The sequence below is a fragment of the Peribacillus deserti genome, assembly GCF_002863585.1.
GTDB lineage: Bacteria > Bacillota > Bacilli > Bacillales > DSM-1321 > Paraperibacillus > Paraperibacillus deserti_A.
Window position 1 is genome coordinate 216,901 of the sequence record NZ_PGUY01000002.1, and the last position, 20,557, is coordinate 237,457.

At 39.8% G+C, this 20,557-nt stretch carries 22 protein-coding genes; 18 read left to right on the plus strand and 4 right to left on the minus strand.

The features are described 5' to 3' along the window. Positions 1-17 precede the first annotated feature (17 nt). The 4 genes from CUU66_RS01280 (at position 18) to galU (ending at position 3,912) form a co-directional block, all read left to right on the plus strand. Entirely contained in the window at positions 18-689 is a 672-nt protein-coding gene (locus CUU66_RS01280) for a hypothetical protein (RefSeq protein WP_101639867.1), read from the plus strand. A 22-nt stretch (positions 690-711) separates the two neighbouring features. Then, a complete protein-coding gene (gene tuaG / locus CUU66_RS01285) occupies positions 712-1,470 on the plus strand; it encodes a teichuronic acid biosynthesis protein TuaG (RefSeq protein ID WP_101639868.1) in 759 nt (252 codons plus the stop codon). 12 nt (positions 1,471-1,482) lie between these two features. Continuing rightward, complete coding sequence (gene tuaH, locus CUU66_RS01290; RefSeq protein WP_101639869.1) at positions 1,483-2,670, plus strand: teichuronic acid biosynthesis protein TuaH; 1,188 nt, start codon at positions 1,483-1,485, stop codon at positions 2,668-2,670. A 360-nt stretch (positions 2,671-3,030) separates the two neighbouring features. After that, the gene (gene galU, locus CUU66_RS01300; protein WP_101639871.1) at positions 3,031-3,912 is read left to right on the plus strand and encodes a UTP--glucose-1-phosphate uridylyltransferase GalU; all 882 of its coding nucleotides are present in this window, start codon (positions 3,031-3,033) and stop codon (positions 3,910-3,912) included. A 158-nt stretch (positions 3,913-4,070) separates the two neighbouring features. Here galU and CUU66_RS01305 read toward each other — a convergent pair whose 3' ends face one another. Continuing rightward, positions 4,071-4,469: a hypothetical protein gene (locus tag CUU66_RS01305; RefSeq protein WP_142383686.1), complete on the minus strand. Its 399-nt coding sequence runs from the start codon at positions 4,467-4,469 to the stop codon at positions 4,071-4,073. A 428-nt stretch (positions 4,470-4,897) separates the two neighbouring features. Between CUU66_RS01305 and CUU66_RS01310 the strand changes: the two genes are divergently transcribed. The 4 genes from CUU66_RS01310 (at position 4,898) to CUU66_RS01325 (ending at position 8,615) form a co-directional block, all read left to right on the plus strand. Then, entirely contained in the window at positions 4,898-6,196 is a 1,299-nt protein-coding gene (locus CUU66_RS01310; RefSeq protein ID WP_101639873.1) for an ABC transporter substrate-binding protein, read from the plus strand. Between the two features lie 334 nt (positions 6,197-6,530). After that, positions 6,531-7,502: a carbohydrate ABC transporter permease gene (locus CUU66_RS01315; protein ID WP_101639874.1), complete on the plus strand. Its 972-nt coding sequence runs from the start codon at positions 6,531-6,533 to the stop codon at positions 7,500-7,502. Then, the gene (locus CUU66_RS01320; RefSeq protein ID WP_101639875.1) at positions 7,502-8,323 is read left to right on the plus strand and encodes a carbohydrate ABC transporter permease; all 822 of its coding nucleotides are present in this window, start codon (positions 7,502-7,504) and stop codon (positions 8,321-8,323) included. Before CUU66_RS01315 ends, CUU66_RS01320 begins: the two co-directional genes overlap by 1 nt. Before the next feature lie 106 nt (positions 8,324-8,429). Then, positions 8,430-8,615, plus strand: coding sequence for a hypothetical protein (locus CUU66_RS01325; protein WP_101639876.1), 186 nt, complete (start codon positions 8,430-8,432; stop codon positions 8,613-8,615). Positions 8,616-9,099: 484 nt separating this feature from the next. Here CUU66_RS01325 and tagU read toward each other — a convergent pair whose 3' ends face one another. After that, entirely contained in the window at positions 9,100-10,020 is a 921-nt protein-coding gene (tagU, locus tag CUU66_RS01330; RefSeq protein ID WP_101639877.1) for a polyisoprenyl-teichoic acid--peptidoglycan teichoic acid transferase TagU, read from the minus strand. Positions 10,021-10,961: 941 nt separating this feature from the next. Between tagU and CUU66_RS01335 the strand changes: the two genes are divergently transcribed. Next, positions 10,962-12,272 (plus strand): prolyl oligopeptidase family serine peptidase, encoded by a 1,311-nt coding sequence (locus CUU66_RS01335; protein WP_101639878.1) that lies wholly within the window; start codon positions 10,962-10,964, stop codon positions 12,270-12,272. A 106-nt stretch (positions 12,273-12,378) separates the two neighbouring features. Here the strand turns inward: CUU66_RS01335 and gloA2 are convergent, their stop codons facing one another. Further along, positions 12,379-12,765 (minus strand): SMU1112c/YaeR family gloxylase I-like metalloprotein, encoded by a 387-nt coding sequence (gene gloA2, locus CUU66_RS01340; RefSeq protein ID WP_101639879.1) that lies wholly within the window; start codon positions 12,763-12,765, stop codon positions 12,379-12,381. A gap of 309 nt (positions 12,766-13,074) precedes the next feature. Here gloA2 and CUU66_RS01345 point away from each other — a divergent pair, with 309 nt between their 5' ends. The 5 genes from CUU66_RS01345 (at position 13,075) to CUU66_RS01370 (ending at position 17,801) form a co-directional block, all read left to right on the plus strand. Further along, positions 13,075-14,097 carry an acyltransferase family protein gene (locus CUU66_RS01345; protein WP_180955114.1) on the plus strand — a complete coding sequence of 341 codons (1,023 nt, stop codon included), beginning with the start codon at positions 13,075-13,077 and terminating at the stop codon, positions 14,095-14,097. A 116-nt stretch (positions 14,098-14,213) separates the two neighbouring features. Continuing rightward, the gene (locus tag CUU66_RS01350) at positions 14,214-15,413 is read left to right on the plus strand and encodes a right-handed parallel beta-helix repeat-containing protein (RefSeq protein ID WP_101639881.1); all 1,200 of its coding nucleotides are present in this window, start codon (positions 14,214-14,216) and stop codon (positions 15,411-15,413) included. A 531-nt stretch (positions 15,414-15,944) separates the two neighbouring features. Next, positions 15,945-16,226, plus strand: a complete 282-nt coding sequence (locus CUU66_RS01360; RefSeq protein ID WP_101639883.1) for an autorepressor SdpR family transcription factor — start codon at positions 15,945-15,947, stop codon at positions 16,224-16,226. Between the two features lies 1 nt (position 16,227). Beyond that, positions 16,228-16,875 carry an SdpI family protein gene (locus CUU66_RS01365; RefSeq protein ID WP_101639884.1) on the plus strand — a complete coding sequence of 216 codons (648 nt, stop codon included), beginning with the start codon at positions 16,228-16,230 and terminating at the stop codon, positions 16,873-16,875. 56 nt (positions 16,876-16,931) lie between these two features. After that, a complete protein-coding gene (locus tag CUU66_RS01370) occupies positions 16,932-17,801 on the plus strand; it encodes a DUF6843 domain-containing protein (RefSeq protein ID WP_101639885.1) in 870 nt (289 codons plus the stop codon). A 365-nt stretch (positions 17,802-18,166) separates the two neighbouring features. Here CUU66_RS01370 and CUU66_RS01375 read toward each other — a convergent pair whose 3' ends face one another. Next, positions 18,167-18,430, minus strand: a complete 264-nt coding sequence (locus CUU66_RS01375) for a YiaA/YiaB family inner membrane protein (RefSeq protein ID WP_101639886.1) — start codon at positions 18,428-18,430, stop codon at positions 18,167-18,169. A 671-nt stretch (positions 18,431-19,101) separates the two neighbouring features. On the opposite strand from CUU66_RS01375, the gene CUU66_RS01385 reads away from it, so the two are divergent. From CUU66_RS01385 to CUU66_RS01395, 4 genes are read left to right on the plus strand one after another with little or no spacing between them, the layout of a single operon-like run. Next, positions 19,102-19,401 (plus strand): hypothetical protein, encoded by a 300-nt coding sequence (locus CUU66_RS01385; protein ID WP_374702957.1) that lies wholly within the window; start codon positions 19,102-19,104, stop codon positions 19,399-19,401. Positions 19,402-19,436: 35 nt separating this feature from the next. Then, complete coding sequence (locus CUU66_RS23895) at positions 19,437-19,586, plus strand: hypothetical protein (protein WP_180955115.1); 150 nt, start codon at positions 19,437-19,439, stop codon at positions 19,584-19,586. 21 nt (positions 19,587-19,607) lie between these two features. Further along, positions 19,608-19,868, plus strand: coding sequence for a hypothetical protein (locus tag CUU66_RS01390; protein ID WP_101639889.1), 261 nt, complete (start codon positions 19,608-19,610; stop codon positions 19,866-19,868). Between the two features lie 55 nt (positions 19,869-19,923). Further along, complete coding sequence (locus CUU66_RS01395; protein WP_101639890.1) at positions 19,924-20,385, plus strand: hypothetical protein; 462 nt, start codon at positions 19,924-19,926, stop codon at positions 20,383-20,385. Positions 20,386-20,557: the final 172 nt, after the last annotated feature.

A 20,557-nucleotide genomic window follows, 5' to 3' on the forward strand; every position in this document is an offset into this window, starting at 1 on the left:
GTCTAAGGAGCACTGGCATGGAACTCGTTGTTAGTAGATTGACTGCAAGAACAAAGAAGTTTTTCGTTTTATTAGTAGCATTCCCGCTGGTTCTCGGTGCTCTTGGCTGGTTTCTTCCGGTTGGCGCATCGGGTTCGGATGCCCCGGCTGAGGCAGAGATTTCCTTGGGAAACTACGAAAATCCAAGTTTAAACGACCCAAAGCAGGTCATCGTTCGGCTGTCAAACCTGCCCTTTTATCAAGAGAATCTGCCTGATGTTCTTACTGAACACAGAGATGATCTCATGAATGATTTGAGCGTGACTCCAGTTTCGGAGACAAATATACAAATCTCCTATAAAAATCATCCGCAGGAAGAATCCATTCTAATGGTGAACAGCATAGCCGAAGCGTTTATGAAACTGGATAAGCGGAACTTTGATCAAAAGCAGACCATAATGAATGAATCCATTGATCAATTAAAGAACGAAACGGTAGGACCTGACGCCAAAGTTGACCAGCAGCGGTTTTTGTATGAGCTGCAAACGGAGGCTCTCACGATGAAGCCAGCTGTACTATTGAAGGCGCCGGAAGAAGAGGCAATGGGAAAGAACGCAGTATCGTCAGAATCGAGGGCGGTTCTCGGTGTGTTAATGGGCTTTACCCTTGCCCTGTTATGGATTGTTGTACCGGAATTCGTACGAGAATAGAAACAATAGGAGGTTAAGGCCGGTGAAACGAAATCAGCCCGTCGTATCTATTATTACACCATCGTATAATGCCCGCAGGTTTATCGGGGATACCATAGAATCTGTCCAGCAGCAGACGTTTCAGGACTGGGAAATGATTATTGTGGATGATTGCTCAACCGATGATACACGTGAAATTTTAAAGATCTATACCAGGGATGACCCCAGGATTCGCGTGAACTGCCTTGATGAAAATGGCGGTGCTGCAGTCGCTAGAAATAAAGCTATGGAAAACGCCTCCGGCAGGTATCTTGCTTTTCTGGACAGCGACGACAGCTGGAAGCCTGAAAAATTGGCAAAACAGCTGGAGTTCATGCAGAAACATAATCATGCTTTTACATTCACCGGCTACGAGCTAGTGAACGCGGATGGAGACCCAATAAACAAAAAAGTTTTGGCGCCGGAACAGATTTCATATCATCATTTGCTGAAAAACACGATCGTAGGTACGTTAACCGTGATGATTGACAGGGAGCAAACCGGACCATTTGAAATGCCGAATATCAGGACAAGACAGGATCTGGCTACATGGCTGTCTATTTTGAAAAAAGGGTTTACGGCCTATGGCTTAAATGAAATTCTCGCTGAATACCGTGTCGGCAACGCCTCGATTTCGCAAAACAAATGGAAAGCAGCCAAGATGAACTGGTTTGTGTATCGCAAGGTGGAGAAGTTAAATGTGGTCAAGGCCTTCTGGTGCTTCTCACATTATGCCTGTCATGCTGTATTAAAAAGAATGTAAGGGGTGGAAGAAATGAAGAACATTCATATCATGGTAGCCACAGGCGAATGGGGCCAGGACAACCTAAGATACCGCAGGCACAGGCTCGCCGAATTTCTGCAGAGTCAGCCAGACACAAAAGAAGTCATCTGGCTATGCCCAACCCCTTATCAAACGGATTCTTCACTGTCCACATTGCCGAATGGCATCAAACAATGGGCGGTACAGGACCTCCTGCCCCAAAAGGCGTTCCGTTTTGGCCGGTATATAGACAGCTTTTACAAGAGAAAAATAGAGCTTTTCCTAGAATTTCTAAAACAGTCAAGGGAACAATTCAACCTGATTCTCTGGTATACCTTTCCTGGCTTTCCACTGCTTGCTGACCTCTTTCCATGGGATAAGGTTATCTATGATTGCAGCGATTTGTGGGCATCCCCCATCAGCGGTTCCAAATCTGTGGTATCAGCCTTCAGGCAGAAAGTGATAGCATCTGCAGAAGACCGTATTGTGAAAAGAGCCGAGCTGATCTTCTGCACATCCGATTACTTACGGGAGCGGATTGTGCGAAAGCTGGGTACCTCTAATACTGGACACGTACAGACCTTTGAAAATGGCGTGGAATATGGATTGTTCGCAGGTGAAAAAGAAACAGCTGATATTGCACCAGGATTTGACGGTACGATTTTAGGTTTTATCGGCGGCATCAAGCCAAAACTGAATCTTCCGTTAATCACAAGGGCTGCCCGGCAGAAACGGGAATGGCTGTTTTTGTTCGTCGGACCGGATGGAACAGGCGGCCTTCCAGAGTTTAAAGAACTTCTGCAGGAGCCTAATGTGCTTTGGACAGGAAGTGTCCCGCCGCTCGAGGTTCCAAAGTATATGAATCTAGTAGATATAGGCATCATGCCATATAAATCATCACCTTATAATTCCGCAGTATTTCCGTTAAAGCTGTATGAATTTCTGGCAGCCGGCAAGCCTGCAGTTGGAGTACATCTGCCATCCACTAAGAAATATGCAGAGGAAATGGTGTATGAGCATGTGGATCGTGATGAGGACTTTATTGAAGCATGCGAAAAGGTTGAAGCGGCTGTGTATAATCAAGCGTTTGTTAACAGACGGAGGGAATTGGCGCAGACAAAGGACTGGAATTCTGTCTTCAGCGAAATGGTGGATACTGTTTTTGAAAAAAAGAAAATTCCTCCGGCTCATGTCAGTTGAGAGGGATATACCGGGAGAAACACTGAACGGCTGGAAATATATTCAGATTAATATGAATTAACAAAACATTAACATCCCGGTAATTACTTCTTATCATAGGAAAAGTACACTGAAACTGTAGAAATTACAGGAGTCATCGAAAACCAGCTATACCAGTTTTATAAATTCCTGGTAGGAGGTAAGAGATGTTACAAATACTGAATATCCTGTTTCTTGTCTTTGTATCCTTGTGTTTCAGTGTCATCTTTTATTATTCATTTATTGAGCCTAAATGGAGGCGCAGTCCCAAATTCCAATCAGCGGCCTATTCATTACGTAAAATAAAACTCTTAAAAATCATACTAAAGGGATGTGGGTTTAGTGAAAAAAGTGCGTAAAGCAATTATTCCAGCTGCAGGATTAGGAACCCGATTTCTGCCGGCAACAAAAGCCATGCCTAAGGAAATGCTGCCAATCGTCGATAAGCCAACTATTCAATATATAGTAGAAGAAGCTGTTCAGTCCGGAATTGAAGACATCATCATCGTGACGGGTAAAGGAAAACGAGCGATCGAGGACCATTTCGACAGAGCTGTGGAGCTTGAGCAAAACCTGATGATGAAAGAAAAATACGCACTGCTGGAAAAGGTACAGGCAACTTCCAACGTTGATATCCACTACATCCGCCAAAAGGAACCAAAGGGCCTTGGGCATGCAGTATGGTGTGCAAGAAACTTTATCGGGGATGAACCGTTCGCAGTTTTATTAGGGGATGACATTGTGAAAAGTGAAGTGCCTTGCTTGAAGCAGCTTAGTGACGTTTATGAAGAGACTACAGCTTCTGTTATTGGTGTTCAGCAGGTATCTGACAGCGAAACCCACCGTTACGGAATCATCGACCCAGCTGAACAGTACGGGAGGCGCTACCAGGTGGCAAACTTTGTAGAGAAGCCTAAGCCGGGAACCGCACCTTCCAATATAGCGATCATGGGCCGTTATATTTTAACGCCTGAGATTTTTATGTTCCTCGATCAGCAGGAAACGGGAGCCGGCGGCGAAATTCAGTTAACAGATGCCATCCAGAAGCTGAATCACATCCAGCGTGTTTTTGCCTATGATTTCGAAGGGAAGCGTTATGATGTCGGGGAGAAAGCAGGTTTTATCAAAACCACGATTGAATTTGCGATGGATGATCCTGCCCTGAAGGCTGAGCTTGTGCCGCTGATGCGGGAATTGCTTGAGGCGGAGAAGGTAATGGAGTGATACCATAAGCGGAGCAGCACCCCGGTATAGGCGGGGTGCCTGGGCATTTAAGGTAGATAGTTATTTAACTTTAAAAGACACCATAATTAAGGTGCCTTTTAACGCTGTGTAATAGAGGGGTGATTTATCTTTTCATTCAAAATAATAGTCAGAACAATTCAATATGGTATATCGCGATTATTTTTTATATTGATGAAAATAAATTCCCTTGCACAAACCATTTTTAATGTAAATAACCCCTGATTGTAAACTTTCTTATTCTTCAGGAACTTTTCAATTTCATTCTTTTTCAACAAGACAGGTTCAAATTTATTAATTTCTAGCTCTCTATCTTGTGCTGGCAAATCTCTAATATACTCCTCGAAAATAGTATCCATCTTAACTACCGCTGTTAGGCCTATTTCAAAATAATTCTTCTCAAGAAGAAAAAAATCATAATAGTGATATTGTGTATTAAATTTTGACACATGATCTTTAGACACTCCGACTTCCTCAAAAAGAGCCCGTTCAAGTGCCTGTTGAAGGGAAACTTTATCTGTTAAAGATATCCCTTCCATAATCGTAGAATTATATTTAAAGCGATTTTAAGAGTAGGCTGCACTAGCAGTTCTTTTACTGAAAATAATACTTTCTTCTTTAATCGCATCTGGAAGGTTTCTATAATTTGTTAATTAAAATAGAACACGTATAGATGCTTATTCTATAGTAATAAAACTGTCTTTTTCATTTAAAAACTTCGATTCAAAGAATTATTTTTAATCAAATAATGTAGAAAAGATATAAAATAAGTGCTTAATTCTAGACAGACTATTCTGATTATAATACCCTGTAAGTAAGCTTTTTAAAGTGCATTTAATAAGTCCTCTAAGACATACATAAAAGGTAGACAAATAGTATATAAGTTTAAAAGAGGTGAAGTTATTTTTACAGTCGTTTGAAAGCGCTTTATATTTAGCTGGTAAAACAGAAAATGGGGGAATTTTAGATGAAGAAAAAGTTGGTATTGTTTTTATCACTAATGCTGGCATTTTCCATGGCGTTAGCGGGCTGTTCTGATTCATCTTCTTCTGGCGGAAGCTCGGAAGGCGGGTCTAAGGGCAGTAAAGGTGATAAGCTCGAAATCTTTAGCTGGTGGACAGGTGCAGGGGAAGAAGACGGACTTAAAGCGCTATTAAAGCTGTTCGATGAGAAAAATCCTGATATCCCTGTTCAAAACGCGGCAGTTGCCGGCGGTGCTGGCACAAACGCAAAAGCGGTTCTGGCGAGCAGAATGCAGGGGAATGATCCTCCTGCAACGTTCCAGGTGCACGGCGGTGCTGAATTGAACTCGGGCTGGGTGGCTGCAGATAAAATGGAGCCGCTGAATGATTTATATGAAAAAGAAGGCTGGAAGGATAAATTCCCGCAGTCTCTAATTGATATGGTAAGTAAAGACGGAAACATCTACTCCGTGCCGGTGAACATCCACCGCGGAAATGTTCTTTGGTACAATAAAAAAGTATTTGCTGATAACGGCATTACACCTCCAAAAACATTTGATGAGTTCTTTGCAGCTGCAGATAAGCTGAAAAAAGCAGGCGTTACGCCATTATCGCTAGGCGACAAAGAGCCTTGGACTGCGACAATGCTGTTTGAAAATATCCTTGTAGGCACGATGGGTGTTGAAGATTACGGTAAGCTTTGGACAGGGGAAATTCCACTGGACGATGCGAAAGTAAAAGAATCAGCAGAAATCTTTAAAAAGATGCTAGGCTACGTCAATGAAGACCACAGCTCCCGTAACTGGCAGGATGCTTCCCAAATGGTCGGTAAAGGTGAAGCGGCCATGAACGTGATGGGCGACTGGGCAAAAGGGTATTTCGTGAATGACTTAAAGTTAAAAACAAATGAAGACTTTGGATATATCACAACTCCAGGAACGGAAGGCAAGTTCGTTGTTATCACAGATACATTCGGGCTGCCGAAAGGCGTTAAGAAGCCTGAAGATGTGAAGAAATTCTTGTCTGTGTTGGGATCTGTTGAAGGACAGGATGCCTTTAACCCATTAAAAGGTTCTATCCCAGCCCGTACAGATGCGGATCAATCTAAGTACGATGAGTACGGAAAACAAACAATTGCTGACTTCGGCAAAGCTGAGCTTGCAGCCAGCCTTGCGCACGGATCCGCAGCACCTGAAGGATTCCTGACAAAAGTGAATCAGGCTGTAAATATCTTTGTTACTCAAAAGGATGTAAACCAGTTTATTGATTCATTAAAGGCTGCGTCTGGTGATCTGAAGAAATAAACAGTTCATTTGGAAAAGAGGGAGAGAAGCAGCTTGACTCTTCCTCTTTTTGTTTACATAACGGGGGACTGTCCCCAATTTCCCGGATTATTTCCCGACTCGGGGTTCCGGTTTGGCGCAATTAGAAGGGTTTTCGCTTAATTAAGGGGAACATCGCTCAATTCCGCTCAGTTAAAACATGAGGAATTTGCGTTTCGCGCAATTATTTTTTTATCCGCAGCAATTATTTTGCTATGTGATGCAATTATTTTCGTATACGATGCAATTAATTATGAGCAGGCTCGCTGCCGTTTAGCAGCGTCTGCAATTTTAAATATGTAAGGAGGTTCTCACGATGGAGCCAAGCATCACTAAACCCGAAACGGCGGTCATGCCCGGGGTCACGGTCAGGAAGAAAAAGAAGCTGACCGCTGACCGCCTGCTCGCTATCTCGTTTCTTCTGCCATCCATAGTACTGATCGCAATATTCGTCTATGGCTTCATTGGCTGGACGGGATATGTAAGCTTAAGTAATTGGAATACGTTAGTGCCGGATTTCTCGTTTGCCGGGTTGAAGAATTACATATTCTTATTTCAGGATTTCCGTTTCCAGGCGGATTTGCGTAATACTTTAATTTTCACGATTCTTTTTATAGCTGTTGTGGCCATAGTCGGCCAGCTCTTAGCGATTTTTCTTGATCAAAAAATCCGCGGTGAGTCTATCTTTAGAAACATTTTCTTTTTTCCAATGGCCTTATCCTTTGTTGTTACCGGTGTTGTCTGGCAGTGGCTGTTAAACCCCACGACCGGAGTGAACCTGTTCTTGAAAAAGTTCGGCCTGGAATCGATGTGGTATACAGAAACCAACATCCTGGCTGGTTTTAAATTAGGCAAGATTGAATTCGGTGTGCCGGTTGCGATTATTGCAGTAGTGATAGCTGCGGTCTGGCAGATGACCGGATTTTCACTGGCTATGTATCTGGCTGGGCTTCGGGCGATACCAGAGGAATTGAAGGAGGCTGCCAGAATGGACGGGGCTTCTGAAATTACGATTTATCGAAAGGTGATCATTCCTCTTTTGAAGCCGATCACAGTCAGTGTAATCATCATCATGGCGCATATTTCTCTTAAAATATTTGATTTGATTTATGCCATGACCGGTCCTGGTGCGAACTTTGTTACGGACGTACCGGGTGTATACATGTTTGAAGCGACCTTCCGCGGCAATTATTATGCAAATGGTGCGGCAATCGCAATTATCATGCTGCTTTCCGTAGCGATCTTCATTGTTCCGTATCTTATTTCCAGCAGAAAGGGTGACGCGTAATGGCACTGAGCCGAATAAGCAAACCATTGTTATATTTACTCCTAATTGCTTTGAGCCTTTTTTTCCTCATGCCGATTTACGTCATGCTGGTTACGAGCTTAAAGCCTCTTGACCAGGTCACTCTCAGTGACATGTGGAAGCTGCCTACTGTTCTTGACTTCAGCAGCTATTCGACTGCATTTGAGAAACTGCTGCCGAATCTCTTAAACTCATTTTATCTGGTGATCCCGGCAACGATTCTCTCTGCATTATTGGGTTCGTTGAATGGTTATGTACTGTCAAAATGGAAGTTTAAAGGTTCAGAGATTCTATTCACGGCGATTTTGTTCGGGATGTTCATTCCGTATCAGAGTATCCTGATTCCGATGATTCAGTTCCTGCGTGATGCTGGACTGTACAACACGATAACAGGTCTGGTGTTTGTTCACGTGGTATATGGGATACCAATCACCACTTTGATGTTCCGGAATTTCTACGCAAGTATTCCAGATGAAATGATTGAATCGGCGATGATTGACGGGGCAGGGTTCCTGCGCATCTTCCGCTATATCATCCTGCCGCTTTCGATTACAGGTTTTGTCGTGGTAGCCATCTGGCAGTTCACAAATATTTGGAATGAGTTTCTATTTGCGGTAACGATTACAACCTCCGATCAGCAACCGATCATGGTCGCCCTGCAGAACCTGTCAGGAAGCCAGATCGTCCAATGGAACGTTCAAATGGCAGGGGCCCTTCTAGCTGCACTGCCAACTCTATTAGTCTACATATTCCTGGGCAAATACTTCGTAAAAGGCCTACTAGCGGGATCCGTAAAAGGATAACGAGTTTGGGAAATAACTTGGGAAATGGGGGACTGTCCCCGGCCTGTTGGGAAATAATCAAGGAAATGGGGACAGTCCCCAATGAAATATTAGAGGAGAGAGAATATTGGATGAATTTACAACTGAGTTAGAAAAAAGGCTAGTTCTATACGAAAAAGTGATTCAAGAAAAGAAATTAGAGGGATTAATGACTCCTAAAACAGTAAACACATACCTCACCCACTCTAGAAACTTTGTCCGTTGGTGTAAAGGCAATTTTGATCCAGGAGAAAAGAATCGTATTAAGAGATAGTTAGTATTAGAGGTGTAGTACCGAGAATCGTGGAGTTAATTAAATCAAAAAACAAAAGCTGATCTCTTTATTCTCGATCAGCTTTCTTCTTCGTTATTTTCTTTAGATGCCTGTTCAAATAAATGAGATAAGTAGCTTTTTAATTCAAAACGGTTATCATTCGTAAATTCGGTAATCTGTTTCATTTATAAAACCTCCTGAAATGTTGTTGTTAAATGTATTATTCCCACTCTATTAACCTTTTATTCATCCAAATTATAGAATTTGCATTAAAACAACCTTTTTACACTGACTGCCTGAACGAAAAGCTCCTTGTAAAACGCGTTTTCTTCCCCTATTGCAAGATCCGATTTAAACCTTCCTTTTTCAAAAAAACAGGAATATTTATTTATTTCAGCTCCACATACATATATTTATCTTTATAAAATTAATCTTTTTAGAATAAAAGAAAAGCCCCGTCCAGGAAGGGATCAGGGCAAGGATGTTATAGTTCAAGATGTTCTTTCAACAGGTTGTGCAAGGCAAGCTTCTCTGCCTCAGGAACAAGATAATAGTATATGCCATCTATTTTTGTGCCAGTACCTTTTATTTGATTCTGGACAATTTGATTCTGGACGCCTTTATAGTTTTTCTGAAGATCGATCATCTGATCAAACGTTAAATTTGTTTTTACATTATTGCCTAATGAGGTAAAGATTTCGTCAAAACTAGTGAGGGAAGAAACACTGGCTCCTTCTTTCATGATGCCCTCGAGGATCTGGCGCTGGCGCAGCTGTCTGCCGAAATCTCCTCTTGGATCGTCGTATCTCATGCGTGAGTACTTTAAGGCATCTGCTCCATTAAGAGTAACGCTGCCTTTAGCGAAGTGTACGCCTCCAGCCGTGAAATCAAGATCGTTATCTACTGTAATGCCGCCCACAGCATCAATGATATCCTTAAAGCCTTCCATGTTTACTTGAACATAGTAATCTATAGGGATATCAAGGAAATGTTCGACTGTATTAATGGCCATTTCCACACCGCCAAACGCATAGGCATGATTAATTTTATCCTCTGTTCCTTTGCCAGCGATAATAGTTCTGGTGTCACGCGGTATACTAAGCATTTCAATTGAATTTTTATTTGGATTCACGGTTAGTACAATAATTGTATCCGAACGGCCGGTATCATGCTCCCGCTTATCAACTCCAAGCAGCAGAACAGAAAAAGGATCCCTTTTCTCCAGAGTAACAGCCTCCGTCCGTTTAGCGGAAACATTACGATCAAGGGGCTGATGCATTGTGTTTACAGCATTAGTTAAGGATTTGGTAAATAAGTATAGGTAAGTGCCTCCGCCTATAGCAAGCAAAAGTAAGGCAATCAAAGCATACTTTCCCCATCGGCGCCTTTTTATTTTTTTCTTCATAATAATCCTCCGGATATTAGGTGAATTCTCCTATCAAGCATACCACGACTACTATATGAATGGGAGAGGGAAATAATTCGGGAAATGGGGGACTGTCCCCATTTCCCGAATTATTTCCGAGACTTAGACTATAAGGTTTGTATATTAAAATATTATTAAGATTTTATAATTTGGGAGTATATAACAAAAAAACATTCCGCATTATGGAATGTTTATTATAGCTGTATAAGAGTAGAGGAGTTAATACTTAAAGAAAATGCAGAAGGATTTTTATCCATCCGAAGACTGAAAGCCAAAGAGGGATGCTTAATGCCGTTCCCCATAATAGTCCTTTAGCAAAGTTCTCAGATTCATAGGAGGTATCCATAATAAAACCTTCTTTCTCTAAATTGTACTATGCAGTATCTCCTGTTTCTTCAATAAATAAACAGCTGCCCCAAAGTTTCTGTTAGAAAGGTTCTCGTAATAGGAATATTCACTTCAGTAAAATATAGAAGTTTTTAGTCTGGTTTTTCCGATTCATACACAGGACCATCATTATGGGAGTCGCTAGAAAATGTTAAAAACTCATTAAAATCCGCATTTTGATTCAGATTACATTTAACTGGTCGGGGAATAGACTAATTAGTAAAAACTCAAGGTGCGTAATGCGACGCTGTGACAAATCGTTAAATAACTCCTCAGATATCCTCTCACGTGAAATTTTTGATTCCTACTCAATCCCTTAAAAGTTACTTTACCAGTCTTAGTTCAAAGAATCTCCAAAGAATAAAATTCCATTGAAACTTCCCAACTGGCTATAAGCGCTTCCTGTGAGGCGCATTATAATAACTTACCAATTTACTATTTTGGAAGGAGGATATTAATTGCCTTATCAAAGTAACCTTGGTTGATGAAATGCCGCTTAAATTAAGTAGGAAGTAGAGGAGAGTGTGAACCAAATGAAGAAATCTATAAGACCAGCAATGTTATGTATGCTCGCTGTGATTATGGCAGTATCCCTCAATATTAATGCGTCAGCTAAGCAGGCAGACCAAAAACGGATGTCTTATCGTACCGTTACAGAAATTCACGATTGGGGGGCAGCAATCACAAAAGTAATTGTGGATTTAGGCAAACCAGCACCAAAAGGTTCAATTTCCGAGGATACCTTTAAAGTACATGTAGTTAGATCTGATAGCAGACTAAGTAATCCTTTTTTAGAGGAAGGGTACCGTAACATTACAAAAGCATACATATCGGATAAAAACGGTAAGCCTGGTGTGAGAACAGGAAAATATGCAGTATTGGAAATGGAAATTGGTCCAAGTGTTTCGTTAGGTTCACCACTAAATTATTATGCGGGATCTAATGCTTGGGTTGATAGTAAATATACCGTTACTCAGCAGAAAGATATTGCTGCTAATGGGGGAGCAGTGTCAGGGCTGGTAGCCGATCAGTTCTCGGGAGGAACGAGAGAGCTTGTGGATGATTTTGCTACTGGGAAAGAAACATTTGGTGATAAGACGTTAACATATGCAAGTTATTCACCAGAAAAAGACAAGACCAAGAATCCATTAATCATTTGGCTGCATGGCGGCGGTGAAGGCGGGGCGGATCCAAGCATTCCGCTTTCCGCAAATAAGGCTGTGAGCTTTGCAACTGAGGAAACTCAATCCTATTTTAATGGAGCATATGTATTAGTGCCACAAGCGCCGACAAGGTGGATGCATGGGTTTACAGGTAGAGCGGATGGAACCTCCATCTATGAAGAAGCACTGATGGGATTAATCAAGGACTATATCTCTAAGAACCCTGACATTGACCCTAGCAGAATTTATATTGGCGGAGCTTCCAACGGTGGATATATGACAATGCTTATGATTCGCGATTATCCAGGATACTTTGCGGCTGCCTTTCCAATTTGCGAAGGCTTGAATGACAGACTGGTTACTGATGCAGACATCCAGAAAATAAAGGAAACACCTACTTGGTTTGTTACTTCAAAAAATGATACAACATTGCCGCCGAAAATCAATACGCTTCCGACTTATGAGCGTTTAGTAAAGGCAGGAGCTAAAGATGTCCATTTGACCCTGTTTAATGGCATATTTGATCATACAGGCCTCTATAAAAATGCAGACGGTACACCATATGAATACAATGGGCATTTCTCATGGGTGCCACTATACAATAATGACGTTGAAACTGCCATTAATGAGAAAACTATTACGATCATGGAATGGTTAGCTGCTCAATCATTAAATAAATAATCCGACAATAAAAAGTTAATCCACTCATCTCAGTAAAAAAGGCTGCAGTTCCAGGCAGCCTTCTTCTATGGGGACAGTCCCCCATTTCCCGCTTATTTCCCAAGTTTTATTTCTCGTATAGCTCCAGGGGAAGTCCATCAGGATCGGCGAAAAAGCTGAATTTTTTTCCCGTTACAGGATCAATCCGAATGGGTTCAACTTGTACATTATGATTATTCAATTCAGCAGCAACTGCTTCAATATCCTCCACTTCAAACGCCAGATGCCTCAGACCGCGTGCCTCTGGGTAGCTTATTCTCTCAGGGCTCTCCGGAAATGAGAATAATTCAACCTGGTATTCACCTCCGACCATTAAGTCGAGTTTATATGAGTTTCGTTCTTCACGGTATGTTTCTTCCAACACTTCTAGTCCCAAGATGTTCACATAGAAGTCTCTTGATCTTTCATAATCAGAACAGATTATTGCAATATGGTGTATTTTATTGAGTTTCATTTTTGACTCTCCTATCATTAGAGTTCTACCTATTTCTTTTAGATTATGAATGTCTTAAATCCTGCTCAAAAAAGGGGCCGCAAGTCTTGTTTATTGTATTAGTTATTTTAACACCGAACAGTACTTTCTGCCTTTGGTATATACATTTAAATATATAAAGATAGTAATTATTCTTTAGTGCCATGTACCTTTAATATGTAAAAATATTGAAAAATCAAGTATTGGTAAATGTTAATGGTTGAGAACGCTCTACTCTAAATGGTATTTTATTATAGTATTTTTAAAATACTTTTAAGAAGGGAGCTCACTATGATTAACGAATGGAACGTGTTACGGACAATAGCTTGTCTAAGTATCGTATTCCTTCATAGTACAACCATGATCGGGTCGCCGGATGTGGCCTATTTTGATCTGTTCAGGGCGTTGTTATGTTTTGCTACACCTACTTTTGTTGTCTTATCTGAGATTATACTAGCGAACCGCTATCCTGATAAACTGCCAAATGGTTTCTGGGCTAAACGCTTTAAGTGGATTTACCTGCCGTTTCTATCATTTGCTATTATAGATGCCTTAGTTGCCCGAGATTTTTATCCGAATTTAATTATAAGCCAAAAGATCATTGAAAATGCAGTATTCGGTTTATTTGGCGGATACTTTGTATTAATCATCTTTCAATTTTATTTCCTTCATTACCTAGTGGTCCGTTTTAACATAAATATGAAGCTTTTATTTCCTGTAAGTGTTGTCATTATGTTCGCTCATTTATACCTGCTTAACACAAATATACCATTTGTTGTGGAGTATAAAAGATATTTAATTATGCCGTTTACAGCCTGGTTTGCTTATTTCACAACGGCCTTTATAATCGGTAAAAACTACAAAAAGGTTGCCTCATTTTTATTGAAATATAGATGGTTCACCATTATACCGGTAGTGGTTTCTCTTGCACTCGTGTTTTTCTTCTACAATGAAGGGAATATCGCCGTGAATTCACGCCGTCTCGATCTATTCCCGTTTGTTATCTCAGCGAGCCTGTTTATCCTGGCATGGGGGCAGAAGCTGCCAAACATTCGATTTGTGAATATGATCAGCAATTGTTCATTCGGCATTTATCTGGTTCATTGGCAGGTTCTTAAATACCTGGGTCCGATAGTGTCAGAGTTATTCCCTAGTAAATCATTAAACATTCTTACTTTATTTGCAATCACACTTATTATTTCGATTACTATTATTAAGCTGATATCCTTACTGCCTAAGGGATCTTATATTGTCGGTAATATTAATCGGAGACGTAAAAAAGTCGTATCTGTGCAGACTGCGGAAGCGGCATAGAATTTTATTAGCAAATCTTCTTATCGAGGATTTGCTTTTTTTTGTGCCTATTATCTTTCTGATTTCAAATATTTGCCGATAATAAGAGTAACTTCAAAGATTAAGGAGATGTCTGTTTGAAAAAGCTTATATGTTTACTAGTGGCTTTGTTTACGTTTTGGTTTGTGCATACTTTGGATGCAGAGGCTGCTTATCCAACTTATACAATCAACTCATCGAGCAATCCAATGGATAAAACCATGTTGAAATACTCTACGTATAATACATATACCAAGCAATACTATGTCTTAAGATCCTACCTGGAAGAACTGGAGAAGAAGGGCGGGGGTACGCTGATCTTAAACAGTGGTACCTATACCATCACCAATACACTGTACGTACCTTCGAATGTCACTCTTCGTTTCAAAAACGGTGTGAAAATCGTAAAGGGTACTGTTACTGGAACATCTCAGTTCGGGGCCGCTAAATCAGTGTTTCAATTCATCCGTCCATCCCGATCCGGCAAAACAGGAGTATATGGAAAGTATGATGGCGAGAAGAATATTTCCTTTATTGGAGAAGGAAAAGTACTGTTCGATATGAAATATCTTAAAGATGGAATCGCCATTATCGCAGGACACAATCAAAACATAAAAATAGAAAATATTGAATTTCATAATATGCAATCAGGACACTTCATTGAAATGGATGCGACCTACAAAGCGGTTATAAAAAACAATGAGTTTATAGATTCTAAAGCTTCAGTGAATAAAAATAAAGAAGCGATTAATCTGGATACTCCTGATAAAGTCACACAGGGCTGGAGTCAAAAGTGGAGCAAATATGATAAAACTCCAAATAAAAATGTAATCATAGAAGGAAATACATTTAAGAATCTTGACCGGGCTATCGGGACTCATAAATATTCGGAAGGAAAGTATCACGATGGAGTGGTGATTCGGAAAAACCTGATTGATAAAACCAGGAGAGACTCGATCCGGGCCATGAACTGGTCCAATTCCATCATTGAAGGAAACACCTTCCGGAATATAGAGAAAACCGGCAATTATAGCGGGATTCTAGCCAGCGGAGTGAAAAACCCTATGTTTAAAAACAATATTTTTGACAACATGCCGAGACCTATTCAAATCTTCCCGTGGAAAAACAGCGGCCCAGGCTCCGTGTATGCGGTGACCTATAATACGATTAGTTCATTAAATATCAGTGCACTCTCAACCAATAAAGTGAGAAATACTACAGAAACCTTTATTAGGATCAACTCGGTTTATAATGAGTACACGAAGAACACCATTAAAGTAAATTGTATAGCTTACTGAGTTTATAAAAGCCCGAATCATATGCAGCATGATTCGGGCTTCCTTTTTCCAGCCCGCTCCAGGTGCTCCTTTTGCGGTTGTGTACAGCCATCTTTTTCTCTTCCGTACCAACATAATAATAAACTCCAACAATTAACCGTGCTGGCCGAAGGAGCGGAAATGAAGGATCATTTGGATTTCCTAAAGAAAAAGAACTGCGAGCAGGGGCAGGAGTATTACTTTTCAAAGCCGCTTCCGTTTGACGAAATCGAGAAACATACAGAATGAAAGTCGAAAACCGGATGCTAAAAGTTTATAGAATTCATTTGGCTGCGGCATGTCTGCCGGAGTTTTTTGCGACAAGATTTGCAGGGAGTTTTTGTAATAGACTCAGTGGCAGCGGGAATGAATACGAATTTAATTAAACGTTTGATTAAATGTATTCGACATGTATTGTTTGATTTAAATGGTAAACATCTTGGAACATATTTACTAATTATTCTATATAATGTATTATTTAGTTAAATACTTAAATATAAGAGGGAGTCTAACATGCAAAACGCTTTTAAGGCCTTATCCGATCCGACCCGGCGACAAATATTGGACCTCTTAAAGGACAAGGATTTAACTGCGGGAGAAATTTCCGATCACTTCAATATGACAAAACCGAGCATCTCCCAGCATCTTAAGATATTAAAACATGCAGACCTTGTTCATGATCAAAAGAAGGGTCAATTTGTAGAGTATTCCCTTAATACAACAGTGTTTCAGGACATTATCAGCTGGGCCTTAGATTTTGCAGAGAAAACAAATTTAAGGAAAAGGGGATTGTGAAATGAAAAAACATATTTTACCTTTAGTTTTAATTGGCGCTTCTATTATTTTGTGGCTGGTATCCTTTGCACAGCTTCCAGCAGAAATGCCGATTCATTGGAATATGAGCGGAGAGGTGGATGGGTATGCTTCAAGATTTAACGCCATGCTCTTTTCCATCGGAGGCATGATCCTGATTTATGCACTGCTTGTTTTTATTCCTAGAATGGATCCGAAAAAAGAGAATTATAAATACTTCTCCAAAGGATACTCCATCATTCAAATATCCACATTATTGCTGTTTTTTGTTATTAACATCCTGGTATTATCTGCAGGATTGGGCTTTCATGTAAACACAAGCCTTGTCATCCATATCGCAATAGGAGTCCTCTTTATTCTCATCGGAAATTATATGCCGCAAATCAAACCGAATTACTTCACCGGTATTAAAACTCCATGGACCCTAAACGATGAAAACAACTGGAAGCAGACACACCGTTTCGGCGGAAAGACGTTTATTGTGGGAGGCATCCTATTCATTGCTTCTATATTTCTGCCGCATTCTTTTGCGGAGACAGTTGCACTTCCAGTCATTTTAGTGATTATTCTCTCACCCATTGCCTATTCGTACTTTTTATTTCGTAAGAATGGGATTAATATCGGTAAATAACCTGCAGATGACTTCACACCAAACAACTTAGAAATGGATCACAAAGGGGAAACATCATGGCATTCAAGGTATTTTCAAAAATTACAACAGCTTTTTTTGTATCAATTCTACTCGGCCTTATTTATCAGATGTTGGAAATGAAAAGTGGGATATCGTTTTCCGGGGGAGTTTTCTTTGTAATAATTATTGCTTTTATTGGGACTTCAATATATGGAATACCAGTTTCCTTCCTTTCTGATTTCATAACCCATCGTATAAAGTTCAACCGGTTTATTATAGCTGCTTTTATTCATGTTCTATTTGGGTTCATCCTTCTATTCTATGATCTGGATATTGGCGGATATGCTTTAATATGTTCTTGGTTATTCTTCCTTTTAGACGAATTACAAAATTCGTTACGAAAGAATAGAGGCTTTAAGAAACCTGGGAAAAAGTTCGCCTTCGACATGGCAGGGGCTTGTGGAATATTTGTTTTAGCGTTGTTTGGATTCTCTTTGATTGTCCATTTAACTGAACAGACTTCCCGTGAAACATTTCTTATCCCCGAAGGCTACAAGGGTGGATTTAGAATTATTTATAATATTAAAGATGCTCCAGCACCAAAAAAAGATGGAGAGTATCATGTGTACCAGATCAATGAAAGAGGATACGTGCTTAGCCCGCTCCCCGTTAGTGAAGGGACCATTGAGAACCGCTATTATTATGTAGATAATTCAGGGCATAAAGAAAGAATAAAGGATGTATGTATATCTGGAGGGGGTACTGGTGAAGATTCGGTTTACGGTTATGATATTACTATAACTAGTTCGAATTATAGAATCATGCCGGAACCATGCGATGATGATTCTTATAGTGAGATAGATCTGGGGGCGACATTAGATGAAATCGTATGGAGAGAAGGGCTGGATAAGCGAGTGAAAAAATGATGCTAGGTTTAGCCTAAGCGGAGCTGCCGTCGGTCATTATAATAGATTTTAAAAAGCCGCTCATGTTACATGAGCGGCCTTGTTGTTTATTGGGGCTGCTTTAGGAATGGATTCTTTTATTTATCGTGCCCCACACTTCGGACCCTGAAATTATTACATAAGCCGGCTTTTTTATGCTGCACGTAATATAGATCACGAAAAACGGCACTCAACAAAGTTGTTGAGGCCTGGTTTACAAGCACAACTTTTGCCTCAGGGCGTAGAAGCGGTCTTGGGCTTGGCTGGTGAGCCGATTGGTGCTGCCTTACATGATAAAACGGTCCCTGCTATAGCTGGCTGTAAGTCTAACGCGATGAATATGCCCTTTATAACTCTTTAGTGCTTTGGTTGTATTTTCTGTCCTGTTCCGCAAGTATCTCACTATCTTCCGCATTATCTCGTGCCACTTTTTGAGTTAGGATAGCTCCAACAATACATAAAAGCATCACCGCTATATAATACCCCTTCTCATTTAGCTGCAGGTTATCTGCATTGTATAACCCGATACTGAACAATAACACTCCTGCAAAAAGAGTAAAATAGGATAAGATCGTGAAAGCAGGTGTGTTCCTTCTTCTGTACTTTTGCATAATTCATACCTCCTGTTAGCCATTATAGGTGTGATAATTCGCTGGTAATTCCATTTTACCATAGGATTATTTTTCCATAAATAAAAAAGACGCAACCCGGTTAGCTGGCTTTCCTTCCTATTTATTGATACATAAGAAATCTCCTAAAATATATTAGGTTTTCTAACTATTTTATAGATGAAAGAACTTCCGGCTACAACCTGCGCGTTAGCTGAACAATTTAGAATAAAACAGGGTTCAATTTAATTACCCCGAAAAGGTTTTTTAAATTTACTCCTTTAACATATTTAATTTTTTTCTAGAATAAAAAATGCACCCGCATTACTGGAATTATTTGTTAAAATGGATATAATCTTAAAATATATTCTTTGTTGGTAGGTGAAAAATGAGTAAAAAAGTACAAGTGTTCAACCTCATTGCAGGAATTACTATCGTAGGGACGATGGTATACCTTATTATTTCTGGTGCGAACAACCTTCCGTATGTAATTATCGCTTTATTTTTTGTGTCCTATTGGCTTCAGAAAGTCAATATTATGAAGTTTACAAAAGTACTAGGTATTATAATTACCAGCTTACTGTTGTTATAGACATTACCTATTATACTTGATTACTTCTTTCCTTTTGCCCCTTGACCACCATACGAAAGGTTGTGCTTATTTGGAAACGCAAATGGTTATTTTGAAGAAGAACAGTGTAATTAGCTTTGTTTCTTTAGTCATTGGTATTGTTTGCTTTTTTATTGTTTTCATCCCCCCTACAAGGATAGCAAATATCGGAAGTTCAGCAGGAGATTTAATCACATTCTTTCTTACGGCTTTAGGTATCGTATTGTCTATCGCTGGCTTATCAAAGAAAGCGGAGAAAAAGGTAATCCCTGTAATAGCATTAATACTTTCCGCCTCTAATATTGTCTTTTGGATAATTACGCTTATCTTGTTGTTTACTGGCGTAACTGATTTTGGTCCGTAATTATAAAAACGTTATGGATAAGGAAGGCAATTCTAATGAGTAAAAACCATGTACTTGGTATATTTATAGGTTTCTTTATTGTCGGTGTGTTCATTTATATGCTTGAAGGAAATGTGCTAAATGCCTCGATTGCTTCTATAATCCCCTCGGTTCTTTTTGGTGCTGCACATTTAAGTAAAAGGTAAAGATAAGGAGGTCCGTACTCAATGTCAAAATATCTATCGTATGTATTTTTGATCATTACCCTTATTCTGTTTGCCCTCATTTGGTACGGAGTATCTTTAGCATTAGGATCGTTTGGTAGAGCTGTTATAATTGCAATGATTGTTCTGCCTGCATTGTCTCTTATAGCTGCATTTAAAAGCAAAGGTGCACATAGATGGATTTCTATTGTCCTTAGTCTTGTGTTTATTTGTACTTTCTCTTTACTTGGTGTTGTCAGTGCTTTTCTTCTTAACCAGGAATAATATACAAAGAAAGTGGCCCGCCAAGATAGCGGTTTAGTAAAGGGAGGTAATACTATTGAGATTAAGAGGTTTAGGCGTATTTATCCTTTTTCTGTTTCTATTTGGATGCTCGGATAAGCCTAATACGGTGGAATTAGAGCAGGTTGAAACAACAAAGGAATTAGATGATGAGGAAACCGTTGATAAACGATTTATAGGCGGGGTAAGTAAAAAGGAAAATGATAAAGAAATAAAAGGTTTTCCAAACAGAGATGGTTTCATTAGTATTAATGATTTTAAGTCTATTTTTCAAGTTGGTATGCGTACGAGTGATTACAATACAAAGTTAAAAGATTTGAGTACAATGAAAAAGGCTGTCTTAGTAGAATCATTAGAGAACAAAAACAAAAAGTACACTGGGGTGTTTATAGATTGTATTGAGTTATCAGACGGGGTAATGGCAGTTGGTATTACCAATAAGGTAACTGGCTATTGGGAATTTAATTCCGTTGATGAAGTAAGATTAGAGCAGAGATAAGTATGTTCTCCTCAAGAGCTGCTTTCGAGCAGTTTTTCTAGTTTCATTAACGGATGCGTTAGTTTAAGATTGGTCTACCATTCGGTAGTTCGATTTTTTTTAAATTAAAGGGGCAGCATTCCTGTAATGAATGAAAATGAGGTTTGAATAAAAAAATAACCTCTTGGTAGAA